We start from the raw sequence: 14,258 nt of genomic DNA on the forward strand, positions 1-14,258 counted from the left end.
AGGTTTCTAACGCATAGTCTTGATACCTTGTATTTGAATTGTTGATGCTAAGGATTTGCACATATGGATATTGATTCACTGAGAAGCTTCTTAGCCATCGTCGATACAGGCAGTTTCACTCGTGCCGCAGCACAAATTCATCGCACGCAATCAGCGATCAGTATGCAAATAAAGCGGCTTGAAGAAGAGCTGGGCAGCCCGCTTTTTGAACGAGAAAAACGGCCTCTTAGCCTTAGCTTTGCTGGTCAGCGCCTTGTCAGTCATGCGCGGCGTTTAATCGCTGGGCACGATGAAGCGCTGGAAGCATTCAAGCGCGAAGATACCTCTCGCCCGATACGAATTGGCTGTCCCGATGACTACGCAGAATCTTTGTTACCCGACTTTATTAGCACATTGCGGTCACGCATCGGTGAGCAAACCTTCGATGTGCTTTGTGCTTCTAGCACACGCCTAAGACAACGTTTAGATAGCGGTGAATTAGACATGGCAATCCTCACCCGCTCACCCGATTCTGACGAAGGTTGGCTGCTCAAACATGATAAAGGGGTATGGGTGTGTGGCAGCGATACAAGTTTGCTTCATCGCAGACCTTTGCCCATCGCCTTGTTCGATAAGAACTGTAAGTTTCATTCCACCGCATTGGATGGGTTAGGCAAATTCGGGATCGAGGTCGATTTGGTGGCGTTTACCACCAGCGCTTCGACCCTTCATGGTTTAGCCCGCGCAAACCTTGCTATTTCCGCCATGGCGTCCAGCAGTGTGCCGCCAGATTTACAGCTCATTGATAGTGGTAGTCTTCCGCCACTGCCTGCGGTTGATATTGTCGTCGTTACCGCAAGCCGCTCACACCCATTGATCACACCATCGCTAATATCACAGATATCTCAGGCGTTTTTGATCCAAGAGCAGAGTCATATGCACATCGCCTAGCTTTGGAACAGGTCTAGGTCTAGGTCTAGGTCTAGGTGAGGAATTCATTGCGATTTTTGCCGCGATCAAAAACAAAAAAGCAGCGAATTCGCTGCTTTTCTATTTTTGAAACCTTGAGCCACTCACTCTGTGGTCACTGGCCAAGCGACGAAGCCACTAACGACTCAGCGCCAAGTAAGCCCCAGCACCAATCATGATGGAGCCCGCACCACGGTTCATTCGCCTGACTGCTTTTTCAGTTCGAAGTAATTTCGCCGCTTTCGCCGCGCCAAACGCCACCAGCATTGCACCACTCATCAATGCAATGGCTGCCAGCACATTAGCCAATACCACATCTGCCATGCTGAGTACGGTCAAATCCATAAACGTGGGCAGGAAAGCGATATAGAACAAAATCACTTTCGGGTTGGAAGCCGAAATCAAAAAGCCTTGGATGAAAGCAGACAAGTGCCCTTTCGTTTTCTCTTCCGGCGAATCTGACATCGAAGCCAGTTGCGGTAACGCACGAAACATTTTGTAGCCAAGGTAAATCAAATACGCCGCGCCCACAAAACGGATAACCGTGAAAAGTTCAGCATAGTTTTCAGCAATGGTTGCCAAACCAAAACAGGCCAACGTCAGATAAACCAGATCACTCACCACCATGCCCGCAGCCAGTGCAGTGCAATCACGCGCCCCCTTTACCATGGCACGCGCAAGAATGGCAAAAACCCCCGGCCCCGGAGTCAATACAAAGATAAAAATAGCGAGCGTAAACGTTACCGCGCCTTCGAGAGACATAGCTCTTCCTTTCGGCATTCAATAATTTTCAGAAATTACCAGAAATCGTAGGGTTACTCGAGAGGAGTTTTGCATGAATTGACCGACTATCGCTCACAATCTCCACCTCCCTGACTTAAGCCCAACAGCGAGACACTCATTGAATCATCTCGCTGCTCTCATGGTATGGCCTAATTGATGGCTGAATGTGCTGAGAAATCGCTTACCTAAACGTATTCCAACACGTCTTCTTGACCTTCTTTTGCTACCGAATAGCGGTTTTTACCACTGGCTTTAGCGTGATACATGGCTTTGTCCGCCTGTTCAATCACCGAGCTCAACGATGTCGTGTCATCGGAAGCCCAAAAACGCACACCTATACTCGCACTGATTTTCGGTTTACAACTATTGATGACAATGTCTTGATTCAACCTATCGAGAATACGCGTCACGATAGGGTGAACGGTCGTCATATCATAAATGGCGATAAGGAATTCATCTCCCGCTAAGCGAGAAACGAAATCGAGACGAGAAACACTGGCTTTCATCCGACTTGCCACCACTTTTAGCAGTTCATCACCCACCTTGTGTCCATATTGGTCATTCACCGCTTTGAAACCATCCAAATCAACAAATAGGACATACATGTTTCGCCCCTTGTCGTGGTTCAGCAAGAGCTTTTCAAACGCGCTGGCGCGATTAGGTAACCCTGTCAGTGCATCGTGGTTGGCAAGGTAGTTTAAGCGTTTAATTTCAACTTCTACAGACTGGTCAACAATCGACACCACAAAACCCTCAACTTTCCCTCGGTGATTCGTGAGTGTTTTCACGGTGATCTTACAAGGCAAGCTATCGCCACTCGCGGATAGTATCACTCGCTGCCATTGGTAACTCCCCATCGACATCAACGCTTTCATCTCACTAAAAGTAATGCTGCGCGGATGATCCGCTGCGAGATCCTTCCAATGGCGATTAGCGCCAAATTTGCTAATACTCGCCGTATTTTGGGTTTTAATATTGAGTGAGCGCGACAAAACCAATGTGGCATTCGGGCTTTTATCAAAGATCAACTCCGCCAGTTTTCGGCGCTGCTCTGCCTCTCGATGAGCCGTCACATCTTCAAACTGCAACAAAGAGTGCTGGGCAGACGCCATCGGATGAGTGCTGACTGAGAACACCGCACCTGTTTCAATATGAACCAATTCCACGTTTTTCAACGGCAAGTGTTCATCAACTGCTTTTGATATCGCCTTCATGCTTGCTGCTGGCTCGAACGTTTCCAGTAGCAGTTCAAGTTCTGTGGGTGAACAGTCAAATCGACTTAACTGCATTGCCGCAGCTGGGTTGTAATAAGTGACTTTGTCACCTGGAGAGATCACGATAACACCATGTTCCATGGTATCGAGGACTTGGCTGATATAGCGGCTTTTATTCTCAAGCTCTTGCAACGTTTGTTTCAGCTGATTGTCGCGCTCAGAGAGATTGGTCACCATATCGTTAAAGCAAGCAGTCAATTGACCAAGCTCATCATCATGACGAACAGGTATGGTTCTATTTAACACACCAAGACGAACAATCGATGACATAGACTGATGCAGTGAACCCAGGGGGGATGCGACGATTTGGTGTAGTAACTGCGCAAACATCAAAGAGACAAATGACAACAAACGTTTGTACCAACAGCCAAATAAACAAGCAACATGCGATGCTCACTGTCGATGGTTTCACGAGAAATATAGAGCTCTATTTTCCCTAGCGTCTCTTTACCCAAAACGATTGGCCTGACCACATACTCAACGGCGATGTTGGTACATGCGATAGTGCCGTTTTGAGATCCGCAATCTGACGGTAACCTCATGAACGAAACAAACTCAATCTGCTCGGGAGACACAACACGTGCAGCAATTAAATCGGGATCAGCGCTCAGCGCCATCAGTTGCTCTCGGCCTGTCTCTTTGTCACTAAATGCGATGGCGGCGGTCAGGTTGCTCGCTGCCGCGTTAGCCATCACAGTTGCACGACTAATCAAACTTTTTTCGAGATTTTTTCCCACAATATGATCGACGGCTACGCCAAGCACAATCGCGCCAGCGGTCATCAATAACCACGTTGGCAGAATAAACTTCACCCTTAACGGAAGGTTGTTAAATAGACGGAAGATCATAGGTTATCCTCCTCATCAATGACGGCGATTGAAAACAGTTGAGAGCGCAATGTAAACGGCAAACCCAATAAATTGGCTCTGTTGATCAACGGCTTGACGCGATTATTGACTTTAATGAAGGCTATCATCCCACCTGCAACAGTAAAGTTAACACCGTCACCAACAATCAATGCCTCGGGAAAACGAGTGCGTAGCGCCGCAATTCGTTGTTCTGCATTTTCGGAGGTGTAAACAATATGACAGCTCAAATCAATGTCATCGCTTTGCGTAATATCGTGAAAATTTGCCTGCTCTGGTTTTTGTGCAACAACATCTTGTAAGCGTTCGCTCACGACGCTGTTCCCGTCTACACAAAATTGATAGCGACCATTTTGGGGTTGACGGTCTTTCCAATCAGTCAAAAATGCAAATCGAAATAGGTACACAGCTTTCAGATCTTCATCTCGAAAATCACTCGCACGCACCCCTAAACTGACCATCATGACTGTCGCCAACAATAGCCAATTTATACGTAGGGAGAAGGTGCGTTTCGCCAAATCAATCACTTAAAAGTGCGACCTAATCAACATGTTTCTATTTCCACTGCCAATCGACTTCAAGCCAATATTGCGTGCCATTATCAAAACCCCGATAGCTTTCGGGAAACTCGTTCACTTGGTCGTTGAACAAGCTTTCTGCGCTCAAAGTAACAAGCGGCATATGTTCAGATGCTTGCCAACCGATCACCATGTCCCACGTTAATACTTCCGGCCACGCGTAGTACTCATCATTCTGAAGCACGTCATCGGGAGTGGTCGCATGTACATAGTTAAGGACGTTACTCACCCACCATTGCGACGTGATGTCCCACATGATCAGGGCATTGGCTAAATGCACAGGTTCATTTTCGTAAGAACGCATTGGGACGTCCGTCGAAGAACAGATCGCGCCGTGACAATCCGCTTTGATTTCGCGATAGCTGTAACTCGCATTCACTTGTACCGCTGAAGATGGCTGCCATTTCATGCTCAACTCACCACCGTAGGTCTGAGAACTTAGCGGTGCAATGTGTTGATATTGGAATACGTCAATGATCGTTCCAACGGTTCCAGGAGATGAATTCTCAGGAAGAAAAACGCGTTGTGAATTAATCAACTGCCAAGCAGTAATACCGTCCTCTTCGCTATAGAACAAATTAGCATCAAACTGGAAGCGGTTTCCTTCCCAGAAACGGTAACCCAGTTCGTATGTATCAACATTCTGAACAGGAAGATCCTCGTTTCCATGATTCTCAACGATCTGAAGGTAATCAACTGGAATGCAGTTTGGCGGTGTGCCTTGATCGCAAAATGCCAAGTTGCTTCCATAGGCATTTTGATGGAAATCCGTTGTGCGTCCTTGGCGCGCAGGCGTCACCACTGCCCTTCCCCAACCCGCCCATACTCGTTGATTATCACCAACTTCTTGCATGATACGTACCTGAGGCTGAGAGAAGGTCTCACTGACCATATTGAAATACTGCCAACGGTTACCCAGCATCAGTGACGTTGTGGCTGTCAGCGGATAGGTGTAGTTAAAATACGCCGCAGCGCTTTGATTCACGAAGCCGGGTTCGTCTGCGACACGCACATACGGCGAGGTGTAAATTTCATTTTGCTCATACGGGCGGAAATATTCGTCAATCAAACGATAGTCAAAACCCACCGTCAGTTGCCCGCCCCACACGTTGTTGTCGCTGTAACGCGTTTCCGAGTCGATACGTGTAAAATAGGCGTTACGATCCGAGCTATCGCTATTGCTATAGGTCAGCCAGAATTGCTGCTCCCACTGTTTGGAATTACCTAATTCTTGCAAGAACTTAACGCCGGCAAAATACTCTTCCGCCAGCATTTCAGTTTCATAATTGACGTAATCTGGGCCATCTACACCTGGGGTCAAAAAATGAGGTTGATAAGAGCCCCAATTGTAGTCTTCGCGAGAACGAATGCCGCCAAGCTGAAACGACACCTCTCGGTCGTTTTTCTGATAGTCACCACGTACACCAAAGCGCTCGGTTTGAACACGAAAGTGCTGTATAGGCTGGACGCGTCCTTCATCACTGGTCCATGGCATGTGTTCAACAAGCTCGGCGTACCCACTCATATAGAGATTATCGGTAACCTGACCACCATGATGAATTCGCGCTTCTTTGTAATGGTAATTACCTACCGAGGCAGAGACTTTATTTCGTGGCGCATCTTCAGCATCATAGGTAATGATGTTCACGACCGCATTCACGGCGTTGCCGCCCCAAATCGTACCAACCGGGCCCATGACCACTTCGATACGTTCAATGCCGTCCAAACTAACGGGAATCAAGTCCCAGTCCACGCCAGAAAACATGCCGTTAAACACACTGCGCCCATCCACCATCACTAGCATGGTGTTACTCAGCGTTTCATTGGGTGAACGAGCAGCAATACCCCAGTCATAGTTAGAATATTTCGCCACGTGCAAGCCCGGTGCTAACACCAGAACATCTGCCACGGAACGTGCGCCTGAGCGCTTAATTTCTTTTGCCGTAATAACATGAACAGCCGCCGGTACATCGGACAGGCTCAATGCCGTTCGCGTTGCTGATACCACTTTGGTTTCTGAAAGCGACTCAAGTGGCATATCCAAAAGGTCACTTAAATCGGTATCCGCAAAGGCTGGAGATGATATTTGCAAGCTTAAACATGCAGTAGTCACTGCAAGACTGACTTTAAGCATAATGTGGTTCCAGTATATAGACGCAGATGCCACGCCATCTGTAGCGTCCGGCTACAAGCGTCATATCCACGAATGAATGCATTGGCTGCAATTCGCTTAGCCATTACATTGGCAATTTGGATTACAGTGTATTTTACGCATATTATACGTGGGACTTTTGAAATTCTGTACAGCAACAGTCTGAAAATATGTATTTTATTTACTAGTCTGTGAGTGAAAAGCAACCCGCGGCATTAAAATGACTTCAAGCGTAATAAAGTGTCAGTTTTACGACGATATTTGCACAAAAAAAACACCAGAAATCCGTACTTTCTGGTGAGTGGATATAACGCGAATTGAAGGGGCTTTTTTAAGGCGGGTTTTTACACCAAGCCTTTCAGTTTTGCTAAACCGTAAGCCGCAATGGTCACAGTGTCTTTAATCTCACCGTCTACAATCATTCGCTCAAAATCAGCAACCAGAAAAGCGTGTGATATAAGATCTTCTTCTTCGTCATCAAGTTGTTTTCCCACTTCACTGAGCTGGCTAGCAAGATACACATGGCAAGTCTGGTTAAGGAAGCCATAAGCCACAAACTGCGCGCCGACATACACCATGCTTTGCGCCTGCATGCCTGTTTCCTCGCGAAGCTCTCCCTTTGCCAACTCAGCATGATCTGCATCTGGGTTTGATTCCCATGCCCCTTGCGGAATTTCCCAACAGCGCTGTTGCACCGTATAACGATATTGCTGCACCAAGTGAATCAGCCCGTTATCAATGGCGAGGATGGCAGCGCAATCCGGTTTATCAACCACACCATAAATGCCTTCAGCGCCGCTGGGGCGAAGGATTTTATCTTCCCGCACTGTCATCCATTTGTTCTGGTATACGATCTTACTGTCGAGTTTCTTTATCACAGGCTTGTCCATTCGCTAAGGCGCATTTGCTTCGATGTTCAGCCCTCAAGATTATCAGGGTTATTCATTGAGTAAACTTGCTTGATGCAAGGTCGCGATCCGCTCAAGTAATTGAAGCGATGTTTGGTGCTCATCTTCTGAGTGTGCTGTGCAGGCATCTGCGACAATATGAACGGAATAATCTCGGTCGTGGGCATCTCTAGCAGCACTTTCAATGGCCCATCCTGTGCTAACGCCACAGAGGAACACACTGTCTATTTGATTCGCACGTAAAATTGAGTCCAGCGACGTATTAAAGAAAGGATTCACGCGAGGTTTTACTACCACAAGATCAGAGTTCTGCACATCCAAATCATCATGGAATTGCGTTCCCCATGCGTCCAACTGGAGCGCCCCAATTTCGTTCGCTTTACCAAACATAGGAGAACGTTTAGGTTGGTCTTGATAGCTAGGGTGAAAACCCACTTTGATAAACACCAACAGATGATGATGTGCACGCGCCCATCGAATCGCGACGTTTGCATTTTCAATCACTTGCTTTTGCGAAACCTGAAGCGCGCAACTGGGGATTTTCCCCTGCGGATGAACAATGTCGTTAATAAAGTCGATAACGATAAGTGCGTTTAGCATAGCGCCCCATCCTTTCCATAATTCACGAATTGATCAGTATAGACACGCCGTACGGAAAACTGAGTACCATTGAAACCAAGCAGGGAGAATTGCACTCAAACAGCACGTTTGAGAGCTGATAGTCACATTGATCCACTTGCGAAAATTTTGATTCGTGATATTTTCTTGCCAAATTTTCTAAATTGGAAATACGACCATGCCAAAGGCAAGTGACATCAAAAAGAACGCAGTTATCGAACATGGCGGCAAAGTGCTTGCGGTTAAAGACATTGCAAAGCTGACTCCTGCTGGCCGTGCAGGCACTAGCTTGTACAGAATGCGTATGTACGATGTAGCAACAGGTGCAAAAGTCGACGAAAGCTTCAAAGCTGACGACATGCTGAACTTTGCTGATTTCAGCCGCCACGCAGCGGATTTCTCGTACATCGATGGTGAAGAATACATCTTCATGGACAGCGAAGATTACACGCCGTACCACTTCAACAAAGAAACCATTGCTGATGAACTGTTGTTCATTAACGAAGACACCAAAGGCATTCAGATCCTGACTGTTAGCGGTAAGCCAGTAGCGATTGAACTGCCTTCTACTGTTGATATGGTGATCACCGAGACGTCTCCGTCTATCAAAGGTGCTTCAGCGAGCGCGCGTACTAAGCCTGCTACTGTGTCTACTGGTCTGACTGTTCAAGTGCCAGAATACATCGGCATTGGCGACAAAATCCGTATCAACACCACGGAACACAAATTCATGAGTCGTGCGTAGTTTTTAAACATTACACTGATTCGTCGCGCCAAATAGAAAAGCCCTGATGACTGTCTAAAAGACATAATCATCAGGGCTTTTTCGTTTATTTGCCAAGCTTTGCTAGATTGCCATGCTCACTATTCTCCAGCACCTTGCAGGGAACGTTCGCTGTTTTCCACGAGACTTCTTGCCACGTATTTTTTCAATGTATTCCAGTCATTTTCTTCAATATCAATGCCATGTTTCCATGCGCGTTGTTCGGCCACGGATTGCATTTCAGCACTGATGTCTGGCTCATTGTTTGCGCGAAAAATCTCGAAAGAATAGCGTTGAACATCCACCAGCAAATCGTTTTTCTGTAGCTGTTCTGGATGTATCTTGGTTGAGAACAGCGGCTGTGTTCGCAGTTGCCCTGGGTTATCAAAATAGATATTTGGGTAGCGAAAACCGGCATTGTGCACGTAATCAACATAGTGAGGTGCTTGGTCATTCCGCCACTGTGCTCTCACAGAAAGTCCTTTCCCGGCGAGCTTTAATAACTCACCAAAACCAAACCAGCGGTTATGACAATCCCGAATATGAAGCTGCACTCGCTGCCCATGAATAAGCTGCTCTAACGCCACATCAATCAGTGCAGGGAAATGGCAGAGTAAACTCGCCCCACCCAGATCGACCTTGATTTGATGATCATCAGCATCAAAAACAGGCACAGGGTAATCGGTATCCTGCTCGATTGATTCCAATGCAGCAAGGAAAAATGACATCCCTTGCAGCCCTGCCATTTCCAAATCGACAACCATGTTGGCAATCGTTTCAGCTTCGCCACATTGCCGCTTTAAGCTGTCATAGGCTTTGGTGCAAAGCGTGACCAGCTCATTGTGGGAGACTTGCATCATGGCTGATTCTCCCTCTTGGCATCGGCTTCGGGCAACAGCGGAAATAGCCAGCTTTGCTCGATATCTTCAGTCGACAATTCTGCAAACAGAGGGGCACCTTGGAATAAGGTTACGCGCACCCAGCGGTCAGAACGAGGGTCAAACTTGGTCGCACCAAACATTGATAACTTGCACCTCAATAGATGCATAGGGCGTACTTCGCGTGACAGCACGTTTATCTGAATATCCCCCATAGGTAAATTCCCCATGGTCCATACTCGACGCGCAATGGTCCTTAAGCTCGAATAATTCAGCAAAAATCGAGCAAGAGATGCTTGCTGATCACTCTCTTTTAACGCGAGATAAAGCCGATGCACTTGGCGAGCAATGTCTAGATTCAGTTCATTGTCTTCACCCGGTTCCTCGCCTCGCACCGCCATACGTGGCTCTTCTTTATCAACCGAACGATACCAGAACCAGTATTGGCTATCAGGTTGGGAGAAGTCGATATCCATCACCCACTGATAACGTGTTTCAATCAGTGACATCATCGCCCCAATTTGAACACCTGGCGTCAACGACAATGTCTGATCGCAATTCATGTCTTCAGCAAACACATTCACTTGCTCAGGGTGGACTTCAAGAAGACAGGTCAGCAATATTTCCTGTGTTTCGAGGCTGAGCGATTTTGCCAACGCGTAAATACTCTCCCATTGCATTTTGGGGTTCGTTTTCGCATTAATCGTCGCGATAATATCAACAAGCTCAATCACGCTTTGTGCATTTAATGCGCGCTGATTGTTGTCGATAGTTTCTACTTGGCACAAATGCTTGCAGGCTTTTTCAAGTAGACGGCAAACATCCGCGACACGCATTTCATCGACCGGGAGCGCCAGCACTGTTGCTAACGCCACTTCACGCTGAGTGAGCCACTTATCAACCACTCGAGGATGCGTAATAAGATAGGGCGCCATTCCTAGACCGGTGGCATTGCCTATCCCGATATATCGCTGCAGGCCCGGCGATAAGGTGACAGCGCCTTGCCCTCCTCGCTTTTCAGCGATGAAGTGAACCCAATCCAAGCTGAACTGCCGCAACAAGTAAACGGCACACATTTGCGCACTGAACGAGAGGTGAAAATCGGCGTTATCTTGCAACGTTTCGAAATCCGCAATGCCAAATTTCCCGTTGCCATACACTGCCGTGGTTCTCAAAATGTAACCCACGCTCGCGATCACAGAAGAGTCAGGTTGTTCACCGTTTGCTAACGTATCAACGATATGTTCAAACACGCGAACACTCTTGTTTGCACGAGATAACACCAACACCTTGGGCGAGTTACGTCCTGCTTCTTGCAGAGGAACGTTCTGTCTCAACTGCTCAAGCCCTTCTTGACTGACACGCCCTTTGATTAATGCGAAAGTGACATCCCATTTTTCGGCTATTACTCGGTCAATGCGTTCGTCATCAGCGATCGCGTCAGAAAAAACCACCATCTGATAGATGTGCTGTGGCGTCGCCAACTCATAGATCACTGTGCCAAAGCCTTCGTCCTGAAGGTCCCATCGCTGAAGTGACAGGCGCCAACCCTCGTTAGCCATTTTACGAAGCAGTGAACGAACAAAACTGATACGTGTTTGATGCATGGCACCAAGGCGATGGGGGTTCATTACCATCGCAGGATCGCGCAGCATCATCGTTGCTTCCATGACAGAGTTTGCAGTCATCACTTCTTACCTATGCTCTACATCTCGGTACAACCGTTTGGCTAACAAAGCCAACACTCGGCCTTACCATTATTATTGGGAACAACCTGGGTTCAGGTTGTCCCGATATTGCATCTGTTCAGATATGGCGCGTTGCGTTAATCCAACCCCTGCGCTTTTGCCATTTTCAGTGCGATTTTGGGTGCATTCCATAACGCAGGGAGAAGGATCAAGGAAACAGGCACTGCAGTAATAACGATGAAGGATTGCAACGCAGATACACCGCCGGATCCTAAAGAAATCAATATAATGGCTGTGGCACCCATCATGACCCCCCAGAAGATACGCATCAGCGCGTTAGGCTCCAAATCCCCACTGATCACCACACTGATGGTGTACGTCATGGAATCGCCCGTGGTTACGATAAAGACCGTCGTAAGGATCAGGAACAAGATTGACATCAGTGTCGGGAATGGCAGTTGTTGTGTGATTGCCAGTAAAGACGCAGGGAGATTGAAGCCTTCAAACGCTTTACTCACCGAGCCAGGTTCTGCCATTTCAAATGCCAGCCCTGAACCACCCACAATGGTGAACCAGAAACAGGTGATGAGCGGCGCAATAATACTGATGGTGACAATCAACTGACGTATGGTTCTGCCTCTAGAAATACGGGCAATGAAGATCGCCATCATTGGCCCATAACCTAAGAACCAGCCCCAGAAGAACACGGTCCACCAGCTTAACCATCCCATATCTCCGCGGAATGTCGCCATGGGAATAAAGTTATCTACCATGGTGCCGACACCTTGAACGTAGCCGTTGATGATGAAGTCTGTCGGGCCAACCAACAGAATGTAAGCCATCAGCGCAACAGCAAGAATGACGTTGTATCGACTCAAGATCTGTATGCCTCGGTTTACGCCACTCAGTGCAGAGATGGTATAAATAGCGATGGCAAACAAAATGATAATAAGTTGGGTGGTGAAGCCATCAGGCAGAGCAAATAAAGCATTCAACGCATAACTGATTTGCAGGCCAAGAAAACCGATGGGTCCAATCGTACCGGCAGCGACTGCCACAATGCAGCATGCGTCAATCAAGGCGCCAAGCCAACCTGTCATGGCGCGATCACCAAAGACTGGATACAGCAAAGTGCGCGGTTTCAGTGGTAAACCTTTGTCATAATGCAAATGCATCAGCACGATGGTGGTCAAGGTGCCAAGAATGGCCCAAGCAAGAAATCCCCAGTGCATAAACGATTGTGCAAGTGCATTAAACGCTTGGCGCTGAATATTGCCTTCTGGCACACCATAAAGCGGTGGTGGATTAACAAAGTGCGCAATGGGTTCGGCCGCCGCCCAGAAAACGCCGCCCCCTGCGAGCAAGGTACAAAGGATAATCGCCAGCCACTTAAAACCGTCCATCTCGGGTTTGTCCATCGCCCCGAGACGCACCTTGCCCGTAGACGGATTGAACGCCAACGCGAGACCAATTAAAAAGGTGGCGAGTAACAGCAGTTGCCAGTAAGGACCGAAAATTTTCACGCTCCAACTGAACCCGCTATTCACCATGCTCGAAAGCAATTCGTTATCGATGAGTGCAGTGACAACAAAAGCAGTAAGAAACCCACCACTCAGCCAGAACACAGGGTTATCTAACCCCAATTTCTCCCAGATACTTTGCGTCTTTGGCATCGCTGTTGTCTTCTCGTTATTGAGTAAATCAGACATCATCTGTCTCCACGTTATTGCGGACTCTGCGCCTTGTCAGCGCCAATTCCTGTTTCCTTGTGAGCGGGTCTAACCCGCACTGCGATTGTCAGAGTGCTGGTCGTAACCCAGCATCTAAAAAGTTGAGCCAATTCCCCCCCATGACCGCGGTGGTTTCTGCCTCGTTGAAGCCAATATCGCGTAATCCCTTATAAATATTTTTCATACCGCTGCTGTCGGGGAACCATGGCAATGCCGCAGGCCACCCCGCATTCGATGCCGAGCCTTCTCCATAATCGAGGCTTTTCGACCAGCGTCCGTTTCGCATCCAGTCCAGAACACTTTGAGGTTGGTTTAAACACAGATCACTGCCAATGGCTAAGTGCTCCACGCCGACTTCATCAGCGGTCTCTGCAATCATCTGGCAGAAAGTTTCGAGGCTGCATTTGCTTCCATCCGGCAAATGGAAAGGATAGAGACTGAAACCGAGTAAGCCGCCCCGCGCCGTCAACGCACGGATCACTTCTGGTGATTTATTTCTCAGCGCAGAATGCACGTTGGACGGGTTGGCGTGGCTGATACAAATGGGCCTCGCCGACAGTTCAATCGTTTCCAACGTGGAACGTTCGGCACTGTGTGACATATCGATCACCATGCCGACACGGTTCATCTCTTCAATGACCTGTTTGCCGAAACGCGTAATACCCGCATCTTCTTGTTCGTAACAACCCGCCGCCAGCAGGCTCTGATTGTTGTAGGTCAGCTGCATGATAAGCAGCCCCTGCTTACGCATGACCTCCACCAACCCAATTTCGTCATCAATCGGCGAGCAGTTCTGCGCACCAAAGAAGATACCCACTTTGCCGCATTGCTTTGCCGTGCGGATATCCTCCATAGACATCACTGGCATGATCAGGTCGGCATTACGTTCAAACAGCAAATTCCATTCTGCAAATCGCGTAAGCGTTTCACGGGCGTTTTCGTGGTAAACCAAGGTCGCGTGCACCGCTGTCACCCCACTTTTTTGCAGGCTTTCAAAGTAAGCGCGATCCCAATGGCAATACTGCAACCCATCAACAATGATTTCGTTCTGATACATAGCGACTCCTTGCTC

13 protein-coding genes are annotated in these 14,258 nt (G+C 47.9%); 2 read left to right on the forward strand and 11 right to left on the reverse strand.

Translation table 11 applies throughout. From position 1 onward, the window contains the following. Positions 1-63 precede the first annotated feature (63 nt). Positions 64-930, forward strand: coding sequence for a LysR family transcriptional regulator (locus tag AC3CIC_RS19485; protein WP_488516784.1), 867 nt, complete (start codon positions 64-66; stop codon positions 928-930). Between the two features lie 156 nt (positions 931-1,086). Here AC3CIC_RS19485 and AC3CIC_RS19490 read toward each other — a convergent pair whose 3' ends face one another. The 7 genes from AC3CIC_RS19490 to AC3CIC_RS19520 form a co-directional block, all read right to left on the reverse strand. Next, on the reverse strand, positions 1,087-1,710 hold the full coding sequence (locus AC3CIC_RS19490) for a LysE family translocator (RefSeq protein WP_488516785.1): 624 nt from the start codon (positions 1,708-1,710) through the stop codon (positions 1,087-1,089). A 206-nt stretch (positions 1,711-1,916) separates the two neighbouring features. Next, entirely contained in the window at positions 1,917-3,275 is a 1,359-nt protein-coding gene (locus AC3CIC_RS19495; RefSeq protein ID WP_488516786.1) for a diguanylate cyclase domain-containing protein, read from the reverse strand. Between the two features lie 59 nt (positions 3,276-3,334). After that, positions 3,335-3,853: a CHASE sensor domain-containing protein gene (locus tag AC3CIC_RS19500; RefSeq protein WP_488516787.1), complete on the reverse strand. Its 519-nt coding sequence runs from the start codon at positions 3,851-3,853 to the stop codon at positions 3,335-3,337. Continuing rightward, complete coding sequence (locus AC3CIC_RS19505; protein ID WP_488516788.1) at positions 3,850-4,335, reverse strand: YfiR family protein; 486 nt, start codon at positions 4,333-4,335, stop codon at positions 3,850-3,852. Before AC3CIC_RS19505 ends, AC3CIC_RS19500 begins: the two co-directional genes overlap by 4 nt. Before the next feature lie 91 nt (positions 4,336-4,426). After that, entirely contained in the window at positions 4,427-6,583 is a 2,157-nt protein-coding gene (locus AC3CIC_RS19510; protein ID WP_488516789.1) for a TonB-dependent receptor plug domain-containing protein, read from the reverse strand. Positions 6,584-6,945: 362 nt separating this feature from the next. Continuing rightward, positions 6,946-7,491, reverse strand: a complete 546-nt coding sequence (locus AC3CIC_RS19515; RefSeq protein WP_488516790.1) for an ADP-ribose pyrophosphatase — start codon at positions 7,489-7,491, stop codon at positions 6,946-6,948. A 48-nt stretch (positions 7,492-7,539) separates the two neighbouring features. Then, positions 7,540-8,109, reverse strand: a complete 570-nt coding sequence (locus tag AC3CIC_RS19520; RefSeq protein WP_488516791.1) for a cysteine hydrolase family protein — start codon at positions 8,107-8,109, stop codon at positions 7,540-7,542. A gap of 196 nt (positions 8,110-8,305) precedes the next feature. Between AC3CIC_RS19520 and efpL the strand changes: the two genes are divergently transcribed. Continuing rightward, positions 8,306-8,872: an elongation factor P-like protein EfpL gene (efpL, locus tag AC3CIC_RS19525; protein ID WP_016962543.1), complete on the forward strand. Its 567-nt coding sequence runs from the start codon at positions 8,306-8,308 to the stop codon at positions 8,870-8,872. A 119-nt stretch (positions 8,873-8,991) separates the two neighbouring features. On the opposite strand, the gene AC3CIC_RS19530 is transcribed toward efpL, so the two are convergent. The 4 genes from AC3CIC_RS19530 to AC3CIC_RS19545 form a co-directional block, all read right to left on the reverse strand. Further along, on the reverse strand, positions 8,992-9,750 hold the full coding sequence (locus AC3CIC_RS19530; RefSeq protein ID WP_488516792.1) for a DUF3726 domain-containing protein: 759 nt from the start codon (positions 9,748-9,750) through the stop codon (positions 8,992-8,994). Then, positions 9,747-11,456, reverse strand: a complete 1,710-nt coding sequence (locus AC3CIC_RS19535) for a hypothetical protein (RefSeq protein ID WP_488516793.1) — start codon at positions 11,454-11,456, stop codon at positions 9,747-9,749. Before AC3CIC_RS19535 ends, AC3CIC_RS19530 begins: the two co-directional genes overlap by 4 nt. Positions 11,457-11,593: 137 nt before the next feature. Beyond that, positions 11,594-13,165, reverse strand: coding sequence for a BCCT family transporter (locus AC3CIC_RS19540; protein WP_394209279.1), 1,572 nt, complete (start codon positions 13,163-13,165; stop codon positions 11,594-11,596). Positions 13,166-13,253: 88 nt separating this feature from the next. After that, positions 13,254-14,243, reverse strand: a complete 990-nt coding sequence (locus tag AC3CIC_RS19545; protein WP_394209100.1) for a membrane dipeptidase — start codon at positions 14,241-14,243, stop codon at positions 13,254-13,256. Positions 14,244-14,258: the final 15 nt, after the last annotated feature.

The organism is Enterovibrio sp. QJM3NY_24, from assembly GCF_057786035.1.